The 18929-nt window shown below is 69.3% G+C and carries 21 protein-coding genes; all 21 read right to left on the bottom strand.

Annotated features, from left to right (window positions below; genetic code table 11):
• Positions 1–3: 3 nt before the first annotated feature.
• The 21 genes from rpsQ to QPJ90_RS06095 all read right to left on the bottom strand — a co-directional run bounded on the left by rpsQ (position 4) and on the right by QPJ90_RS06095 (position 18903).
• On the bottom strand, positions 4–288 hold the full coding sequence (gene rpsQ, locus QPJ90_RS06195) for a 30S ribosomal protein S17 (protein WP_022903277.1): 285 nt from the start codon (positions 286–288) through the stop codon (positions 4–6).
• Complete coding sequence (rpmC, locus tag QPJ90_RS06190; RefSeq protein ID WP_290133577.1) at positions 288–608, bottom strand: 50S ribosomal protein L29; 321 nt, start codon at positions 606–608, stop codon at positions 288–290. The genes rpsQ and rpmC overlap by 1 nt, the downstream gene beginning before the upstream one ends.
• On the bottom strand, positions 608–1027 hold the full coding sequence (gene rplP / locus QPJ90_RS06185; RefSeq protein WP_022903279.1) for a 50S ribosomal protein L16: 420 nt from the start codon (positions 1025–1027) through the stop codon (positions 608–610). Before rplP ends, rpmC begins: the two co-directional genes overlap by 1 nt.
• A 2-nt stretch (positions 1028–1029) precedes the next feature.
• On the bottom strand, positions 1030–1827 hold the full coding sequence (gene rpsC / locus QPJ90_RS06180; RefSeq protein ID WP_022903280.1) for a 30S ribosomal protein S3: 798 nt from the start codon (positions 1825–1827) through the stop codon (positions 1030–1032).
• Complete coding sequence (gene rplV / locus QPJ90_RS06175) at positions 1827–2219, bottom strand: 50S ribosomal protein L22 (RefSeq protein ID WP_058725380.1); 393 nt, start codon at positions 2217–2219, stop codon at positions 1827–1829. Before rplV ends, rpsC begins: the two co-directional genes overlap by 1 nt.
• A gap of 25 nt (positions 2220–2244) precedes the next feature.
• Entirely contained in the window at positions 2245–2526 is a 282-nt protein-coding gene (rpsS, locus tag QPJ90_RS06170; RefSeq protein ID WP_017885529.1) for a 30S ribosomal protein S19, read from the bottom strand.
• Positions 2527–2537: 11 nt separating this feature from the next.
• Positions 2538–3377, bottom strand: a complete 840-nt coding sequence (gene rplB / locus QPJ90_RS06165) for a 50S ribosomal protein L2 (RefSeq protein ID WP_022903282.1) — start codon at positions 3375–3377, stop codon at positions 2538–2540.
• Between the two features lie 18 nt (positions 3378–3395).
• A complete protein-coding gene (rplW, locus tag QPJ90_RS06160; protein ID WP_022903283.1) occupies positions 3396–3695 on the bottom strand; it encodes a 50S ribosomal protein L23 in 300 nt (99 codons plus the stop codon).
• The gene (rplD, locus tag QPJ90_RS06155; RefSeq protein WP_290133576.1) at positions 3692–4351 is read right to left on the bottom strand and encodes a 50S ribosomal protein L4; all 660 of its coding nucleotides are present in this window, start codon (positions 4349–4351) and stop codon (positions 3692–3694) included. The genes rplW and rplD overlap by 4 nt, the downstream gene beginning before the upstream one ends.
• Positions 4352–4353: 2 nt before the next feature.
• Positions 4354–5007: a 50S ribosomal protein L3 gene (gene rplC / locus QPJ90_RS06150; RefSeq protein ID WP_058725377.1), complete on the bottom strand. Its 654-nt coding sequence runs from the start codon at positions 5005–5007 to the stop codon at positions 4354–4356.
• A gap of 12 nt (positions 5008–5019) precedes the next feature.
• Positions 5020–5328 carry a 30S ribosomal protein S10 gene (gene rpsJ, locus QPJ90_RS06145; RefSeq protein ID WP_022903286.1) on the bottom strand — a complete coding sequence of 103 codons (309 nt, stop codon included), beginning with the start codon at positions 5326–5328 and terminating at the stop codon, positions 5020–5022.
• A gap of 546 nt (positions 5329–5874) precedes the next feature.
• Entirely contained in the window at positions 5875–6687 is an 813-nt protein-coding gene (locus QPJ90_RS06140) for a DarT ssDNA thymidine ADP-ribosyltransferase family protein (RefSeq protein ID WP_290133575.1), read from the bottom strand.
• 80 nt (positions 6688–6767) lie between these two features.
• Positions 6768–7745, bottom strand: coding sequence for a DNA topoisomerase IB (locus tag QPJ90_RS06135; protein WP_290133574.1), 978 nt, complete (start codon positions 7743–7745; stop codon positions 6768–6770).
• Between the two features lie 96 nt (positions 7746–7841).
• Positions 7842–11531, bottom strand: coding sequence for a tandem-95 repeat protein (locus tag QPJ90_RS06130; protein WP_290133573.1), 3690 nt, complete (start codon positions 11529–11531; stop codon positions 7842–7844).
• 285 nt (positions 11532–11816) lie between these two features.
• A complete protein-coding gene (locus tag QPJ90_RS06125; RefSeq protein WP_290133572.1) occupies positions 11817–12086 on the bottom strand; it encodes an Rv0909 family putative TA system antitoxin in 270 nt (89 codons plus the stop codon).
• Positions 12087–12279: 193 nt separating this feature from the next.
• Positions 12280–13467, bottom strand: a complete 1188-nt coding sequence (gene tuf / locus QPJ90_RS06120; RefSeq protein ID WP_290133571.1) for an elongation factor Tu — start codon at positions 13465–13467, stop codon at positions 12280–12282.
• Between the two features lie 135 nt (positions 13468–13602).
• Positions 13603–15717 (bottom strand): elongation factor G, encoded by a 2115-nt coding sequence (gene fusA, locus QPJ90_RS06115; protein ID WP_290133570.1) that lies wholly within the window; start codon positions 15715–15717, stop codon positions 13603–13605.
• 91 nt (positions 15718–15808) lie between these two features.
• A complete protein-coding gene (gene rpsG / locus QPJ90_RS06110) occupies positions 15809–16279 on the bottom strand; it encodes a 30S ribosomal protein S7 (RefSeq protein WP_022903294.1) in 471 nt (156 codons plus the stop codon).
• 4 nt (positions 16280–16283) lie between these two features.
• Positions 16284–16652 carry a 30S ribosomal protein S12 gene (gene rpsL / locus QPJ90_RS06105; RefSeq protein WP_017885540.1) on the bottom strand — a complete coding sequence of 123 codons (369 nt, stop codon included), beginning with the start codon at positions 16650–16652 and terminating at the stop codon, positions 16284–16286.
• Positions 16653–17196: 544 nt separating this feature from the next.
• Positions 17197–18306, bottom strand: coding sequence for a hypothetical protein (locus QPJ90_RS06100; protein ID WP_290133569.1), 1110 nt, complete (start codon positions 18304–18306; stop codon positions 17197–17199).
• A 69-nt stretch (positions 18307–18375) separates the two neighbouring features.
• Positions 18376–18903, bottom strand: a complete 528-nt coding sequence (locus QPJ90_RS06095; RefSeq protein WP_290133568.1) for a DUF6121 family protein — start codon at positions 18901–18903, stop codon at positions 18376–18378.
• Positions 18904–18929 lie beyond the last annotated feature (26 nt).

The raw sequence follows: 18929 nt of genomic DNA, 5'->3' as shown, positions 1-18929 counted from the left end.
GGCCTACTTGGCCTTCTCGAGGATCTCGACCAGGCGCCAGCGCTTGGAGGCGCTGAGGGGACGGGTCTCGCTGATCACGACGAGGTCGCCGACACCAGCGGTGCCGAGCTCGTCGTGGGCCTTCACCTTGGACGTGCGGCGGATGATCTTGCCGTAGAGCGCGTGCTTCACGCGGTCCTCGACCTCGACCACGATGGTCTTGTCCATCTTGTCGCTCGTCACGTAGCCGCGGCGCGTCTTGCGGTAGCCGCGGGTCGAGGCGGCGGAGGTGTTCTCTTCGTTCGCCATCAGTTCTCCTCGGCGGTCTCGGCCTCGGTCGACTCGGCGGGCTTGTCAGCCTTCTTCGTCGACTTCTTGGCCTTCGGGGCGGTCTCGACGGGCGCGGGGGTGGCACGGATGCCGAGCTCGCGCTCGCGGAGGACGGTGTAGATGCGGGCGATGTCGCGCTTGACGGCACGAAGACGACCGTGGCTCTCCAGCTGGCCGGTGGCCGACTGGAAGCGGAGGTTGAACAGCTCCTCCTTGGCCTTCTTCAGCTCGTCGGCGAGCCGCTCGTTCTCGAACGTGTCGAGCTCAGTCGGACGGAGCTCCTTGGAACCGATCGCCATTATGCGTCGCCCTCCTCGCGCTTGATGATGCGTGCCTTGAGGGGCAGCTTGTGGATTGCACGGGTCAACGCCTCGCGGGCGATGTCCTCGTTGACGCCGGAGAGCTCGAAGAGCACACGACCCGGCTTGACGTTGGCGACCCACCACTCGGGGGAACCCTTACCGGAACCCATGCGGGTCTCGGCCGGCTTCTTCGTGAGCGGACGGTCCGGGTAGATGTTGATCCAGACCTTGCCGCCACGCTTGATGTGACGGGTCATGGCGATACGAGCGGACTCGATCTGCCGGTTGGTCACGTACGCCGGGGTGAGCGCCTGGATACCGAAGTCGCCGAAGCTGACCTTGGTGCCACCGGTCGCCTGACCCGAACGCTTCGGGTGGTGCTGCTTGCGGTGCTTGACTCGACGGGGGATAAGCATGGTTACGCCTCAACTCCTGCGCCGGCCGGCGCGTCCTGCGGGGCCTGCTGCTGACGGCCGCCACGGTCGCCGCCACGACGGTCGCCGCGCTCGCCACGGGGGCCGCCACGACGCTCCGGGCGCGACGAACGCTGGTTCGCCTGCTCGCGAGCGAGCTCCTTGTTCGTGATGTCGCCCTTGTAGATCCAGACCTTCACGCCGATGCGGCCGAACGTGGTCCGGGCCTCGTAGAAGCCGTAGTCGATGTTCGCGCGGAGCGTGTGCAGGGGCACGCGGCCCTCGCGGTAGAACTCCGAGCGCGACATCTCGGCGCCGCCGAGACGACCCGACACCTGGATGCGGACACCCTTGGCGCCGGCGCGCTGTGCACCCTGCAGGCCCTTGCGCATGGCGCGACGGAACGCGACACGGGCGGAGAGCTGCTCGGCGATGCCCTGCGCGACCAGCTGGGCCTCGGTCTCGGGGTTCTTGACCTCGAGGATGTTGAGCTGGATCTGCTTCTTGGTGAGCTTCTCGAGCTCACCGCGGACGCGCTCGGCCTCGGCACCGCGACGACCGATGACGATGCCCGGACGCGCCGTGTGGATGTCCACGCGGACACGGTCACGGGTGCGCTCGAGCTCGATGCGGGCGACGCCGGCACGGTCGAGGGTCTTCTTCAGGTACTCGCGCACCTTGATGTCCTCGGCCACGTAGTCGGCGTAGCGCTGACCGGCCTTGGTGCTGTCGGTGAACCAGTGCGAGACGTGGTCCGTCGTGATCCCGAGACGGAAGCCGTACGGGTTGACCTTCTGGCCCATTACTTGCTCGCCTTCTTGCTCGTCGCGGCGGCCTCAGCCTCTTCCGGCGTCGCGAGGACGACCGTGATGTGGCTGGTGCGCTTGTTGATGCGGAAGGCGCGGCCCTGGGCACGCGGCTGGAACCGCTTCAGGGTCGTGCCCTCGTCGACGAAGACGCGGCTCACGTAGAGGTCGCGCTCGTCGAGGAAGCTGTTCGTCGAGTCCGCCTTCACCCGGGCGTTCGCGATCGCCGAGGCGACCAGCTTGTACACGGGCTCCGAAGCGGCCTGCGGCGCGAACTTCAGGATGGCGAGCGCCTCGTGGGCCTGCTTGCCGCGGATCAGCTCGATGACGCGACGGGCCTTCTGAGGCGTGACGCGGATGTGTCGCACGCGTGCGATCGACTCCACCATTTCGTTCCTCCTCTGCGTCCCCGCGTTAGCGGCGACGGCCCTTCTTGTCGTCCTTCACGTGACCACGGAAGGTGCGGGTCGGCGCGAACTCGCCGAGCTTGTGACCGACCATCGACTCGGTGACGAACACCGGGATGTGCTTGCGGCCGTCGTGCACGGCGATCGTGTGCCCGAGCATGTTCGGGACGATCATCGAGCGACGCGACCAGGTGCGGATCACGTTCTTGGTGTTGGCCTCGTTCTGCGTGACGACCTTGCGGAGCAGGTGCTCGTCGACGAAGGGGCCCTTCTTCAGACTGCGTGGCATCTTCTGAACTCCTACTTGCGCTTCTTGCCGGCGTTACGGCGACGGACGATGAGCTTGTCGCTCGGCTTGTTCGGCTTGCGCGTCCGGCCCTCGGCCTGACCCCACGGGCTGACCGGGTGACGACCACCGGAGGTCTTGCCCTCACCACCACCGTGCGGGTGGTCGACCGGGTTCATGGCGACACCACGCACGGTCGGGCGAACGCCCTTCCAGCGCATGCGGCCGGCCTTGCCCCAGTTGATGTTGGACTGCTCGGCGTTGCCGACCTCGCCGATGGTGGCGCGGCAGCGGGCGTCGACGTTGCGGACCTCGCCCGACGGCAGGCGGAGCTGCGCGTAGGGGCCGTCCTTGGCGACGAGACGCACCGAGGCACCGGCGGACCGGGCCATCTTCGCGCCGCCACCGGGGCGGAGCTCGATCGCGTGGATCACGGTACCGACGGGGATGTTGCGCAGCGGCAGGTTGTTGCCGGGCTTGATGTCGGCGCCGGGGCCCTGCTCGACGACGTCGCCCTGCTTGAGCTTGTTCGGCGCGATGATGTAGCGCTTCGTGCCGTCCACGTAGTGCAGGAGCGCGATGCGCGCGGTGCGGTTCGGGTCGTACTCGATGTGTGCGACCTTGGCGTCGACGCCGTCCTTGTCGTGACGACGGAAGTCGATCACGCGGTACTGGCGCTTGTGGCCACCACCGATGTGACGGGTCGTGATGCGGCCGGAGCTGTTGCGCCCACCGGTCTTCGGCAGCGGACGAAGCAGCGACTTCTCCGGCGTCGAACGGGTGATCTCGGCGAAGTCGGCGACCGACGAGCCGCGACGACCGGGGGTCGTCGGCTTGTAGTTACGAATAGCCATGATTTATCCCTCTGGTCCTCAGCCGACAGCCGTGAAGATGTCGATCGAACCGGACTTGAGCGTCACGATGGCGCGCTTGGTGTCCTTGCGCTTGCCCATGCCGAAACGCGTGCGACGGGTCTTGCCCGGACGGTTCAGCGTGTTGATGCTCGCGACCTTGACGTCGAAGATCTTCTCGATGGCGAGCTTGATCTCGGTCTTGTTCGAACGGGGGTCCACGATGAACGTGTACTTGCCCTGGTCGATCAGGCCGTAGCTCTTCTCCGAGACGACCGGCGAGATGATGATGTCGCGCGGGTCCTTGTTGAAGCCGCTCATGCGGAGACCTCCTTCGCGGACTTCGACGCGATGAAGGCGTCGAGTGCGCTCTTGCTGAAGACGAGGGCGTCGGACTTGAGCACGTCGTAGGCGTTGAGCTGGCCGTACGAGAGTGCGTGGACACCCGGCAGGTTGCGGATCGACTTGAGCGTGAGCTCGTCGTCCTGCTCGAGCACGACGAGCACGTTCTTGACGGGCGCGACCTTCTCGAGGAGCGTGCGGGCGGTCTTGGTCGACGGCACCTCGGCCGGGACGAAGGACTCCACCGCGGAGATGCGGCCACCGCGGGCGCGGTCCGAGAGCGAGCCGAGCAGAGCAGCGGCGATCATCTTCTTCGGGGTGCGCTGCGAGTAGTCGCGCGGGGTCGGTCCGTGGACGACGCCACCGCCGGTGTGCTCCGGAGCGCGGACCGAGCCCTGACGGGAGCGGCCGGTGCCCTTCTGCTTGAACGGCTTGCGACCGGCGCCGCGGACCTCGCCGCGGTTCTTGGTCTTGTGGGTGCCCTGACGCGCGGCGGCGAGCTGCGCGGTGACGACCTGGTGGATCAGCGGGACGTTGGTCTCGACGTCGAAGAGCGCGGCGGGCAGCTCGATGCTGCCGGCGACGGCCCCGGTCGCGTCGAGGACGTCGATCGTGGTTGCGGTCTCGGTGGCCATGATCACTTACCCTTCACGGCGGTGCGGACGAAGACGGAGCGGCCACGAGCACCGGGGACGGCGCCCTTGACGAGCAGCAGACCCTTCTCGGCGTCGACGGCGTGCACCGTGAGGTTGAGGACGGTCACGCGCTCGCCACCCATGCGACCGGCCATGCGCATGCCCTTGAAGACACGCGACGGGGTCGACGAGGCGCCGATCGAACCGGGCTTGCGGTGGTTGCGGTGCGCACCGTGCGATGCGGAAACGCCGGCGAAGCCGTGACGCTTCATGACACCGGCGAAGCCCTTGCCCTTGGAGGTACCGACGACGTCGACCTTCTGGCCCGCCTCGAACGTGTCGACGGTGAGCTCCTGGCCGAGCGTGTACTCAGCGGAGTCGTTGGTACGGATCTCGGTGAGGGTGCGACGCGGGGTCACGCCTGCGGCCTCGAAGTGGCCGGCGGTCGGCTTGTTGACCTTGCGCGGGTCGATGGCACCGGCGGCGATCTGGATCGCCTCGTAGCCGTCGCGCTCGACGTTGCGGATCTGGGTGACCACGTTCGGGCCGACCTCGATCACGGTCACGGGGATGAACTTGTTGTTCTCATCCCACACCTGGGTCATCCCGAGCTTCTTGCCGAGGAGGCCCTTGACGGTCTTGGTGGAGTTCGCCATTGGTCAGCCCCCTTACAGCTTGATCTCGATGTTGACGTCGGCCGGGAGGTCGAGTCGCATGAGCGAGTCGACGGCCTTCGGCGTCGGGTCGACGATGTCGATGACCCGCTTGTGCGTGCGCTTCTCGAAGTGCTCGCGCGAGTCCTTGTACTTGTGGGGAGAACGGATCACGGTGACCACGTTCTTCTCGGTGGGGAGCGGCACCGGGCCGACCACGGTCGCACCGGCACGGGTCACCGTGTCGACGATCTTCCGGGCCGACGTGTCGATGACCTCGTGGTCGTACGACTTGAGCCGGATGCGGATCTTCTGTCCCGCCATGTGTCTCTTTGTCCTCTCTGCGCCGCGCACCCTCTCGGGCCGCCTGACGCCGCCTGCACTCCGCATTCCTGCGGGCCAGGCCGTTTACCTGAACCAACCGGCCGCATCCACTGGGGATGACCGCTGTTCTCCTGTCAACCGCGCGGGCGACCTGGGCCGTCCAGCGTGGGCATGTCGCTTCCCCCACACTCCGGGCACAGCAGTGCTCGTCGTGCTTCGCGGGGGATTCGATCGTGTTCTGCTGCCTGCGGCCCAACCCAGCCCTGCTGAACAAGGGGGTTGTGCACTGCCAGAGCAGTGATCCTGCGGGCGCGGACGCCCTGCGGAATTCGGAACCGGACAAGTCTCCCATAGGCACGGCATCCGTGCAACCCGGGCGTGTCGCGGATCGCGGGCGTGTCGGGATCGGCGCACTTCCCCGGAACGGCGGGGATCGGCCGGCCTGGAGGCACGACCCGCCCCCGCCACGCAGCGTGCCCTCCCGACGTGGTCGGGAGGGCACGACGAACGCGGCCTGGAGAACGCGGCCGACTCGCGACGCGAGTCCTACTCGGCGGTCACCGGGGGCACGAACCACGGCGGGAAGACGGCGACCCGGGGCGCGTGGCCGCCGTGCTCGGCGAGGATCGCCTTCACCTGCTGCCGCGCGCGGTCGTTCGGGACACCGATCACCGCGACGGACGAGAACGGCACGCTCGGCCCGGCGAGCAGCTCGAGGCCGTGCATCTCCGGGTCGGTGAAGTCGGTGCGGCGGATGAGGTTCGTCGCCGCCTCCGGGCCCACGGCGAACCGGACGTCCTCGGCCTCGGCGTCCTGGTCGGCCACGATCACCGAGGCGCCGAACGCGGACACCGGCACGACGAGCACGACGTAGTCGGTCGCGCGGGTCCGGCGGGCGGCGTCGGACCACCGCTCCCCCTCGGCACCGCGGCGGAGCTCGTCCCAGCGCGTGGCGTCGGGCGACAGCGAGAACGTGACGTGGGCGGCGACGGGCGACCCGTCCGGCGCCGCGGCCTCGGAACGCGCGGCACGGGTGTCCGTCGAGCTGACGTCGACGGCGGGCGTCGCGTCGGTCGCGGCGACGATCGCGCCGTCCGACACGATGCCCGGCAGGTTGTCGATGTGGGTCGCGTGGTGCGCCCGCAGCGAGGCGAAGACGCGGGGTTCGGGCAGGTCCGGGACGGCCGAGCGGAGCGGCCCGCCGGGAACGCGCGCGGGAGCGGGCGTTGAGCGGAGGTCGGTGGTGATGCGGGTCCGGCGGGGTGCCGGGGCGGTGGGTTCAGCGGGGGTCTCCCGCTGGCGGGGGGAACAGATGTCGCAGAGCTCGGTGGGGAAACCGTGGATGCACTCGTCGGTCACGACTGTCGGGGGTCCTTCCGTGCCGGGTGTGGGGTGGGCGGCACGGTGGTCAACGGTACGTCATCCGACGCGCTCCGCGGTCACTGCCGGTAGAGCAGTGCACGGACCTCGGACTCGGCGGCGTGCAGGCGCCCGGGGTCGATCGTCTCGCCGTGGTCGTACGCGTCCAGGAGCCGGGGGTCGATGTAGCTCTGCCGACACACCGTCGGGGTGTTCCCGAGCTCGTCGCTCGCGGCCTTCACCGCGTGCGAGACCGCCTTCTTGCGCTTCGCCTGGCTCGACTGGGGTCCGGTCCTCGCGAGGTCCACGGCGGCGGCGACCGTGCCGTGCAGCGTGCGGAAGTCCTTCGCGGTGAACTCGTCGCCGGCGCGCTCCTTGACGTAGGCGTTGATGTCCTCGGCGGAGAGCGGCTCCCACTCGGCCCCGCGGCGCTCGCGGAACGAGAGCAGTCGGGAGTTCGGCCCGCGACGCTTCATGCCCGCGATCACCGTCGCGAGGTCGGGGTCGTGGATCGACGACGACCACTCCTGTCCGCTCTTGCCCGGGAAGTCGAGCTCGATGTCGTCGCCCGAGACGTGGGCGTGCGCGCAGAGCAGCGTCGAGAGCCCACGGCTGCCGTGCTCGGTCGCGTACCGCTCGGACCCGACGCGGAGCGAGCCCTGGTCGAGCATCCGGAACGCCGCGGCGAGCGCGCGCTGTCGGTCCGGCTCCGGGCGACGCAGGTCCTGCGTCACCATCCGTCGTGCTGACGGCAGAGACTCGGCGAGGGCGAGCGCACGGTCGTACTTGATCCGGTCCATGCGTTCGCGCCAGCCGGGGTGGTACATGTACTGCCGTCGTCCGGCCCCGTCGATGCCGGTGGCGAGGATGTGTCCGTTGTCGTACGGCGAGATCCAGACGTCGTCCCACGCCGGCGGGATGACGAGGTCCTCGAAGCGCTGGCGGACCGCCGGGTCGGTGACGGTCTTCCCGTCGGGGTCACGGTACGAGAAGCCGCGGCCGGAACGGACGCGGTGGTAGCCGCGACCGCCGGTCGCGGAGCGTCGGAGACGGGTCACGCCTCCGAGCATGCCCACCCGACCCTGTGACGGACGGGAGGCACGGTGCCAGCCGGCACCGTGCCTCCCGTCCGGTGGTGGGTCACCACCCGGTCGTCAGCGCGACCCTGCGCGCTTCCGCCGTCGGAGGACGAGGGTCGTCCCACCGGCCACCAGCAGGAGGAGCGCCGCGATCGAGCCCTGCCAGGCGACGTCGGTCCCGGTGAAGGCGAGCCGGCCGCCGTCGGCGGTCGGTCGGACGGTGCCCGCTGCCACCGCCGGGTAGGTGATCGTCAGCGTGGCGGTCGCGCGGCTGCCGTCCTCACCCGCCACCGAGTAGGACACCTCGGCCCGGCCGTGGAAGCCCTCCACCGGCGTGAAGGTGATCGCTCCGTCGTTCCCGACCGTGAAGGTGCCCTTCCCGGGAACGGTCACGCTGGTCACGAGCGCACCCGTCTCCGGGTCGACGAGCCGCACGGACGTCGGGTCGACCGGCGACGACCCGGCACCGTCGTTGCCCGTCACCGAGACGGTGATCGGCTTGCCCGGGGTTCCGGTCCGGACGTCGTCCACGGCGCGGGGGGCGGCACCGACCGTGACCGTGACGGTGGAGGAAGCCGTGCCGCCGTCGGCGTCGGCGATCTGGTACGGAGCCTCGAGCGTCCCGGTCCAGCCCTTCGCCGGGGCGAAGGTCACCTCACCGGTCGTCGTGTCGACCGTGAAGGTGCCCTTGCCGGGGACCGCGAGGGTCGTGACCGGCCGGCCGTCTGCGCCGAGCAGGCGAACCGATCCACGCACGATCGGGGTGCGGTCGTTGCCGGCGCGGTCGTTCCCGAGGACCGACACCGTCACCGGGGTGTCCTGCGGGGTCCGAGCGGTGTCAGCGGTTGCCGTCGGGAGAGCGGCGACGACGGTCACGGTGATCGTGGCGGTGGCGGTCCGGCCGCCCGTGTCCCCGACCTGGTAGGTCACCGGGGCAGTGGTGCCCGACCATCCCTGCATCGGGGTGAACACCACCGCGCCGGACGTCGGGTCGGCCACGTAGGCGCCCTGGCCGGGGACGGTCAGGGTCCGGCCGTCGACCGACACGACCGCGCCCTGCGGCTGGCTCGAGGTCGGGAACACGACGGACGTCGGGTCGATGGGTGTCCCGCGCTCGACGCCGGGGCGGTCGTTGCCGATCACAGGGACCGACACGGGCGTGTTCTGCCCGGTCCTCGCGGTGTCGGCCTGGGCGACCGGTCCGACCGCGGAGACCGTGACGGTGAGGGTCGAGGACGTCCTCGTGCCGTCGACGTCGGCGACGCGGTAGGTCGCGGGCGACGCCGTGCCACGGAACGTGGGCTCCGGGGCGAAGGTGATCTTCCCGGTGGCGGGGTCGATCGTGTACGCGCCCTGACCGGGGACGGCGAGCTGCTGGCCGTTCCCTGAGACCGTCGCGCCGGCCGGCTGTCCCGCCGTCGGGAACGCCTCGGTGGCGGGGTCGAGCGGTGTCTCGGCGTTGCCGGCGGTGTCGTCACCGAGGACGTCGGTGCTGATGCTCTCGCCCTGGGTGGTGGTCGCGGTGTCCGGGTTCGCGGTCGGGGACACAGGGGTGACCGTGACCACGATGGTGCCGGTGCCCGTCGCGCCGCCCGTGTCGCCGACCTGGTACGTCACCGGGGTGGTCGTGCCGGCGTATCCCGGTGCGGGTGTGAAGGTCACCTTCCCGGTGGCGGGGTCGATCGAGTAGATGCCCTCGGCCGGGACGGTGAGCTGCTTGCCGCCGTCCGACACGGTCGCGCCGTCCGGCTGCCCCGCGGCCGTGAACACGACCGAGGTCGGGTCGATCGGGTTGCCTCCGTTGACCCCGGGCTTCGCGTCCCCGGCGACGTCGACCGTGACCGGTGTGTTCTGCTGGGTGCTCACGGTCTCGGCCGCAGCCTTCGGTCCGACCGGGGTCACCGAGATCGTGACCTGGGCCGTCGAGGTCCCGCCGTCCGCGTCCGCCACCCGGTACGTCACCGGTGTCGTCGTGCCGCGGAACGTCGGTTCCGGGGTGAACGTCACCGCGCCGGTGCTCGGGTCGGCCGAGTACGAGCCCTGACCAGGCACGATGAGCGTGCGTCCGCCGTCCGCGACGGTGGCCCCGTCCGGCTGGCCCGCGGTCGGGAAGACCACCGACGTCGCCACGACCCCGCCCTGGTCGTTCCGGAGGACGTCGACGGAGACCGGCTTGCCCTGGTCCGTCGTCGCGGCGTCGTTCTGGGCCGCACCACGGTAGGTGACCGCGACCTGGCCCTGGGTGGTGTTCCGACGGGTGTCCTGCACCGTGTAGGTGACCGGGCTCGGGTTCTTCGTGAAGCCGTCCTCGGGGGTGAAGGTCACCACGCCGGTCTTCGGGTCGACGGTCCAGACGCCCTGCCCGGGGACGGTGAGGGTCTTGCCGCCGTCGCTCACGACGGAGCCGGGGACCCCCGCGTCGGTCAGTTGCACCGTGGTCGGGTCGATGTCGCCCTGGGAGCCCTGGAGGACGTCGACCGTCGCGGGCTTGCCGGGGGCATTGGCCGTCGAGGAGCTGTTCACGACCTTGGGCTTCAGGGGGTTCGAGAACGCGCAGCTCACGTCGCCGCCGGTGGCGGGCACGGTGAAGGGGGCGGTGGTCCCGGCGCCCTGGGAGACGATCGCCTTGCTGACGAGGTCGGTGCACACGTACGACGTGTCGTAGTCGTTCGGGTCTGTCGATCCGTTCCCGGGGCTCTGGGTCACGGTGTACGAGCTCCCCGGGAGCAGGATGATCGGTCCCGCGGTCACGCTGTCGTTGCCGTCCGAGGTCGTCGCGGTCGCCGGCTTCGGCACGTCACCGCCGCCGACGCTGATCGTGAGTTGGTCGCTCGGCTTGGCCTTGCCGCCGGTGAAGCCGCCCGTGGCGGACCCGGTGGACGGCACCGCACGGGAACCGAGGTCGGTGAGGGCCACGCTGGAGCCGCTCTGCATCACCGTTGACCGGCTGAGGATGTCACCGGTCACCGGGTTGACCTTGAGGAAGCCGTTCGTGCCGCCCCCGGCGACGTACAGGTAGCCGTCTGCTCCGAACGCGAGAGAGTTGAGGGTCGGGGTGTCCTCGATGGGCGGACCGACGGTCACCGCATCCGCCGTGGACTGCGTCAGGTCCGCGGCATCGACCCGGTACAACTGCGCCAGGTTCGTGCCGTCGTCGGCCTGCTTCGCGCTCGAGATGAAGTACATGTTGCCCTGCCGGTCGAAGGCGAGGTCTCCATTGCCTCCTGGTGCGTTCGTCGGCGTGCTCACGACGAGCTGATTCGCGCCGAGGGCACCCGTCGCCGGGTCGTAGGAGCGGAACCGGAAAACCTGCTCCCCCGTGGTCTGCCCACCGAAGTAGAAGCGCTGCGACTTGGGGTCGACCCCGCCCATCGTCGTCGTGACCTTGTTGGTGGTCGGGCGGTCGACGGTCGACCACTGGTCGGTGTCGGTGTCGTAGATGTACACCTTGTTCGGATCGGTGGCGTACACCTTGCGACCGTCACCGGAGATGCCGATCTGATTCAACACCGAGTTGCCGCTGGGTGCCGTCAAAGCCGTCGTCGCGGTACCCGAGGACGGATCGATCCTGACGATGTTCGGCGATCCGGTCCCGTCTGCTTGTCGCTGGGTGGCGAGCATGTCGGAGGCAGCGAACGGCTCTGCAGCCATCGCGCCGGCAGCGTCGACCAGGATCGCTCCGGTCGCGACGAGCGCAGCGGCCGTGACCCCTGCGAGGAGCTTGCGGGAGATCGATGGGAAGTGGGCGCGGTGTTTCGCAGACACGGTTGTCCTTCGGGTCGACAGGCGACCCACGGACAGCACGACGACACCTCGCGGGCAGGGGCCAGCGCGGGGAGGAAGGGCGGCGTTCGGGTCACCACACGGGACCGCTGTGGTCCCGCGACTCGACGGTATCGACGTGCGGGCAGCCGCAACACGCCCCGACAGGGGTACAGCGCGTCCCACCTTGTGGGGACAGGTCCCAGGCGGGTCACGCGGCGGACGGGAGGCGCCGCTCACGTGGTGAGCCGTGCCTCCCGTCCGGCGGGTGGTCGCGTGGGTGGGGCGCTACGCGCCCGTGCTGTCCCCGTTGTTCCCGATCTTGTCGTCGAGGTTCTCGGCGGTCTTGTCGATCTGCTCGTCGAAGCGACCGCCGGTCACCTTCTTCAGACCGTCGGCGAGACCGTGGATGATCTTGTCCGAGACCTCCTCGGCCTTGTCGCTCTTCAGCGCTTCCTCGATCTTGTCGCGATTCTCGTCCACGAAGGCCTTCGCCTTGTCGGTGACCTCCTCCGCCTTGGCGGAGACGTTCTTCTGCACGTCGTCGAAGCCGGCCATGGTGCTCTCCCTGTCCGGCCGGCACAAGCCGACCACTCGGTGGCCGGTCCCTCCGGCCGCGTGCCGTACATGGTGCACGAAACCTCACGTCCTGTCCGGTCTGCGCGGGAGAACGGCGGTTGAACACCACGTCGGAACGACCACAGCGGGGCCGGGCCCGAAGGCCCGACCCCGCTGCAGCAGGTAACCGGAGTTACTTGATGATCTTCTCGACCGTACCGGCGCCGACCGTACGACCACCCTCACGGATGGCGAAGCGGAGGCCCTCCTCCATGGCGATCGGCTGGATCAGCTCGACCGACATGTGCACGGTGTCACCGGGCATGACCATCTCGGTGCCCTCGTCCAGGGTGATGACACCCGTGACGTCGGTGGTGCGGAAGTAGAACTGCGGGCGGTAGTTCGCGTAGAACGGGTTGTGACGCCCACCCTCGTCCTTGGTCAGGATGTACGCGTTCGCCTCGAAGTTCGTGTGCGGCGTGACCGTACCCGGCTTGACGACGACCTGGCCGCGCTCCACGTCCTCACGCTTGAGGCCACGGAGGAGCAGACCCGCGTTGTCGCCGGCCTCAGCCGAGTCGAGCAGCTTGCGGAACATCTCGATGCCCGTGACGGTGGTCTTCTGCGTCGGGCGGATGCCGACGATCTCGACCTCAGCGTTGACGTTGAGCTGACCACGCTCGACACGGCCGGTGATGACGGTGCCACGACCGGTGATCGTGAAGACGTCCTCGATCGGCATGAGGAACGGCTGGTCGGTGGCGCGCACCGGGTCCGGGACGTTCTCGTCGACAGCGGCCATCAGGTCCTGGACGGACTTGACCCACTTCTCGTTGCCCTCGAGCGCGCCGACGGCCGAGACCTGCACGACCGGGGCGTCCTCGTCGAACTCCTGCGAGCCGAGGAGCTCACGGACCTCGAGCTCGACGAGCTCCAGGATCTCCTCGTCGTCCACCATGTCGGACTTGTTCAGCGCGACGACGATGTAGGGGACGCCGACCTGGCGGGCGAGCAGGACGTGCTCACGCGTCTGGGGCATCGGGCCGTCGGTGGCGGCGACCACGAGGATCGCGCCGTCCATCTGCGCCGCACCCGTGATCATGTTCTTCACGTAGTCGGCGTGACCGGGGGCGTCGACGTGCGCGTAGTGACGCTTCTCGGTCTGGTACTCGACGTGCGAGATGTTGATCGTGATGCCGCGCTGGCGCTCCTCGGGAGCGTTGTCGATCTGCGCGAAGTCGCGAGCCTCGTTGAGGTCCGGGTACTGGTCGTGCAGAACCTTGGTGATCGCCGCCGTGAGCGTGGTCTTGCCGTGGTCGACGTGACCGATGGTTCCGATGTTGACGTGCGGCTTGGTGCGCTCGAACTTGGCCTTGGCCACTGTGGGTCCTCCTCAGGACTCGGATCGCATGCCCCCGGTCGTGGACCGTTGGCCTGCAGGGTGTGTGTCTTTACTGTACTTGGTGACGAAGGGCCCGTCGCCGGGCACCCTCGCCTGTGGAGCAGCGCTGGAGCGCTACTCCCCCTTGCTCTTCGCGACGATCTCCTCGGCGACCTTGGCCGGGACCTGTGCGTAGGTCTCGAAGGTCATCGAGTAGACGGCGCGACCAGAGGTCTTCGACCGGAGGTCGCCGACGTAGCCGAACATCTCGGACAGCGGCACGCTCGCGCGGACCACCTTGACGCCCGAAGCGTCCTCCATCGAGGCGATCTGGCCACGACGGGAGTTCAGGTCACCGATCACGTCGCCCATGTACTCCTCGGGCGTACGGACCTCGACGGCCATGATCGGCTCGAGGATGACCGGGCCCGCCTTGCGGGCGGCTTCCTTGTAGGCCATCGAACCGGCGATCTTGAACGCCATCTCGGAGGAGTCGACGTCGTGCGACTGACCGTCCTTGAGGATGGCCTTCACGCCGACCGTCGGGTACCCGGCGAGGATGCCGACCTGCATGGCGTCCTGGATACCGGCGTCCACCGACGGGATGTACTCGCGCGGGACGCGGCCACCGGTGACGGCGTTCTCGAACTCGTAGACCTTCTCCGCCGTGACCTCCATGGGCTCGAGCGCGATCTGCACCTTCGCGAACTGACCGGAACCACCGGTCTGCTTCTTGTGGGTGTAGTCGTAGCGCTCGACCGGCTTGGTCAGGGTCTCGCGGTAGGCCACCTGCGGCTTGCCGACGGACGCCTCGACCTTGAACTCGCGCTTCATGCGGTCGACCAGGATGTCGAGGTGGAGCTCGCCCATGCCCTTGATCGTGGTCTGACCGGTCTCGGCGTTGAGCTCGACGCGGAACGTCGGGTCCTCTTCCGCGAGCTTCTGGATGGCCGTGGAGAGCTTCTCCTGGTCGGCCTTCGTGTTCGGCTCGATGGCGACCTCGATGACCGGCTCCGGGAACGTCATCGACTCGAGGACGACCTGGTTGCTCGGGTCACAGAGGGTGTCACCGGTGGTGGTGTCCTTGAGGCCGATGACCGCGTAGATGTGACCGGCGGTGACGTTGTCGACCGGGTTCTCCTTGTTGGAGTGCATCTGGAAGATCTTGCCGATGCGCTCCTTCTTGCCCTTGGTCGAGTTGATGACCTGGGCACCCGACTCGATCGAGCCCGAGTAGACGCGGACGTAGGTCAGGCGACCGAAGAAGGGGTGCACCGCGACCTTGAACGCCAGGGCCGAGAACGGCTCGGTGGCGTCGGGCTTGCGGATGATCTCCTTCTCCTCGTCCTTGACGTCGTGGCCGATCATCGGCGGGACGTCGAGCGGCGACGGGAGGTACGAGATGACAGCGTCGAGCATCGGCTGGACACCGCGGTTCTTGAACGCCGAGCCGCAGAGGACCGGGTAGACCTCGGACGCGATCGTGAGCTTGCGGATGCCAGCGCGGATCTCGTCCTTGGTGAGCTCCTGGCCGTCGAAGAACTTCTCGAGCAGGGCGTCGTCGGACTCGGCGACGCGCTCGATCAGCTTCGCGCGGTACTCCTCGGCACGGGCCTGGAGGTCCGCGGGGATCTCCTGGACCTCGTACTGGGCGCCCATGGTGACATCACCCTTGGCGTCGCCCGGCCAGACCTTGGCGTGCATCTCGATGAGGTCGACGACACCGACGAAGTCGTTCTCGGCACCGATCGGGAGCTGGAGCACGAGCGGCTCCGCACCGAGGCGGTTCACGATCGTGTCGACGGTGAAGTAGAAGTCAGCGCCGAGCTTGTCCATCTTGTTGACGAAGCAGATGCGCGGGACGTCGTACTTGTCCGCCTGACGCCACACGGTCTCGGACTGGGGCTCGACGCCCTCCTTGCCGTCGAAGACGGCGACCGCACCGTCGAGGACGCGGAGCGAGCGCTCCACCTCGACCGTGAAGTCCACGTGACCGGGGGTGTCGATGATGTTGATCTGGTTGTTGTCCCAGAAGCAGGTCGTCGCGGCCGACGTGATCGTGATGCCGCGCTCCTGCTCCTGCGCCATCCAGTCCATCGTCGCAGCGCCGTCGTGGACCTCACCGATCTTGTGCGTGATGCCCGTGTAGAACAGGATGCGCTCGGTCGTCGTGGTCTTGCCGGCATCGATGTGCGCCATGATGCCGATGTTGCGGACCTTGTTCAGGTCGGTGAGCACGTCCTGTGCCACAGGGTTCCTCCGGAAGAGTTGTAGGAGAGATGGGCGTCCGTTCCGGGGCGCCGGGGTTCTTGACCGCCGACGCCCCGGAACGGTGCCGGGACTACCAGCGGTAGTGGGCGAAGGCCTTGTTCGACTCGGCCATCTTGTGCGTGTCCTCACGGCGCTTGACCGCGGCACCGAGACCGTTCGACGCGTCGAGGATCTCGTTCATGAGACGCTCGGTCATCGTCTTCTCGCGACGGGCCTTGGCGTAGGAGGTCAGCCAGCGGAGCGCGAGGGTGTTCGCGCGGTGCGGCTTGACCTCGACCGGGACCTGGTAGGTCGAGCCACCGACACGGCGGCTGCGGACCTCGAGGGTCGGACGGACGTTGTCGAGCGCCTTCTTGAGCGTCGCGACGGCATCCTGCTGGTTCTTGGCGGAGACGCCCTCGAGTGCACCGTAGACGATGCGCTCGGCGAGGCCCTTCTTGCCGTCCAGCAGGATCTTGTTCACGAGCTGCGAGACGATCGGCGCGCCGTAGACCGGGTCTGCGACGACGGGACGCTTGGGAGCGGGACCCTTACGAGGCATTGACTCAACCCTTCTTCGCGCCGTAGCGGCTACGCGCCTGCTTACGGTTCTTCACGGCCTGCGTGTCGAGCGCACCGCGGATGATCTTGTAGCGGACACCGGGCAGGTCCTTCACACGACCGCCACGGACGAGCACCATCGAGTGCTCCTGGAGGTTGTGGCCCTCACCGGGGATGTAGGCCGTGACCTCGGTGCCGTTCGAGAGCTTGACACGAGCGACCTTGCGCAGTGCCGAGTTCGGCTTCTTGGGGGTGGTGGTGTAGACGCGGGTGCACACACCACGCTGCTGGGGGTTCGCCTTCAGGGCGGGCGCCTTGGTCTTGGTGACCTTCGGCGTACGACCCTTGCGAACCAGCTGCTGGATAGTAGGCAACTGTTCTCCTGGTTCTTCGCTCGTGCTCTCCGGCCGGCGCGGACCGCCGGCTTCCTCGTCCCACACCGAGGACCGCCTGTCGGCGGACGGTTCGGTGGGGGACGGAGTGGCCCGGATGCGGCCGTCGGCCGTCCGGACTTTCGGGCGCGCCCGAGGGCGCACACCCGGTAGAGCCTACCCGCGGCACCACGCGAAATCAATCCGGGCGCGTCGCCCTGGAGGCCCGTGGGGACCGCCCAGGGCGAACGCCGGTCCGGCGGGTCCTCCCGCGGGCGGCGGGGCCGCATCCGAGGTGGGCTGCCCGGTCGGGGCGCCCCGCATCGCGTCCGGAGCGGGCTGCCCGGCCAGGGCGCGACCCGCACCGCGTCCGGATCGGGCTGCCCGGCCAACCGCGCGACCCGCACCGCGTCCGACGTTGGCTGCCCGGTCAGGGCGACCCGCACCGTGTCCGACGTTGGCTGCCCGGTCAGGGCGACCCGCACCGCGTCCGACGTGGGCTGCCCGGTCGGGGGGCGACCCGTGCCTCCAGGCCGGACGCCGGGCGTCAGGAGCCGGACTCGGACGACGACGGGGCGACCGCGGAACGGAAGGTCGCCCCGTCACCGTCGAACCCCGTGATGTACCCGCTCGCATTGACGTTCATGGGGCCGGCGGAGGCCGTGCCGACGCCACCCGGACCGGAGATGTCCGCGGTGAAGGTCGCGCGACCGTAGGTGGTCGTCGTGACGAGCCAGCCGCCGGACGACCACTCGCCGACCGAGACGACCGGGCGGGTGCCGAGCGTCCAGCGCTCGTTGGTGTACGTGTAGGACGGGTCTTCGCCGTAGGCGTAGAAGCTGCACCCGGACGGCGCCGGGTCGTGCGACGCGATGCACCAGTCGACCCAGGTGTCCACTGCCTTCGTCGCCGCGCTCCTGCCCGCCGACGTGAGGGTGGCCGTCATCGCGACCGGGCTCGACGCGGTGCCGCCGAACCCGCTGACCGTGGCGGTCTCGCTGCCGGACTCGACCCACTTGCCGCCCCTGATCACGACGTCGTAGCTGCCGGGGAGGGCGGTGAGCGTCGCCGTGCCGTCCTTCGACGTCGTGACGGACCTGCCCGCGACATCGAGCGGGGTGCGGGCCGGGCCGCGGACCGACACGTCGACGGCGCCGAGCCGGGGCGGCTGCAGCTGCCAGACCGGGAACACGCCCCAGTCGGTGCCGGTCCGGCTCAGCTCGAACGTCGCCGGGACGTCCTGTCCGCCCTGTCGGAGTGCGGTCGTGACGGCAGCGCTGTCACCGCTCGTCCGGACCGCGGTGATGCGGTAGCCGGTGATCGTCCGCTTCGCCTTCGCGTAGGCGGCGTCGGTCAGCAGGGCGTCCCCCTTCTCACGCTCGATGCCGGCGGAATCGAGAGCGGCCTCGGCCTTGCCGGCCACGAGGTCGTCGAGGAAGGCACGGACCGGCCGGTCGGCCGCGTGCGTGCTCATGCCGTTCGCGTAGCCGATGCCGCCGCCCACCACGAGGAGGACGAGCGCAGCCGCGCCCGCGAGGATCCCGATGAGCGCGCCGCGCCGCAGGCGCCGACGGGGACGTGCGGGATCCGGGACCCGGGTGCCGCGGATGGAGTCGACGGGCGGGACCGCTCCCCAGCCGTGGTCGTGGTCGGTCATCGTGCCCCCGGTCGCCGTGCGTGGTCGTCGCACGGCGCGGCTCGCGGTGTCGCGTCGTGCGGGGCGATCCTACCGCGGACCGCCGTCACTCCCCCGGGCGTCGGGGGCCGGTGCGGACGTGCGGCCAGGGCCTCCCGGGACCGGGCCGGGGCCGCTGCCGGAGCCTTCCGGGGCCGCCCCCGCCGCTCGCGCCTGGTGTCGGACGACGGCGATCCCCCCGACGACGCAGACCAGGGCGACCACGACGGTCCCGACCACGAAGGGCCCGAGCGCAGAGCCCGCCGGGAAGACGAGGAGCTCCGTGGCGTCACCCCGGAGCAGTGCGTACCCGACGGCTCCGACACCGAGCATCACCAGGTACGAGGTCGCTGCGGCGACCAGGCCCGTGACGCCGGGGTTGCCCTCGCGGGCTCCGGCGGCGGTCGCGAGGAACACCACGATCGCGACCGAGACCACCATCGCGGGGCCGAGGTACGGGGTCGCGTCGGGCTGGGTGATCGGTTCGACGTCGGCGAGGAGCGCCTCGAAGCCGGACACCGCGACGACGAGCGCGATGAAGAGCACGGACGTCATCGTCGCGATCAGCCACCGGGACATGGAGCGATCGTATCGCCGGGGTCGGC

The sequence above is a fragment of the Curtobacterium sp. 458 genome (assembly GCF_030406605.1).
Lineage (GTDB): Bacteria > Actinomycetota > Actinomycetes > Actinomycetales > Microbacteriaceae > Curtobacterium.
Note: the sequence above shows the minus strand (reverse complement) of the source record. Positions and strands in the feature narration are given on the sequence as shown.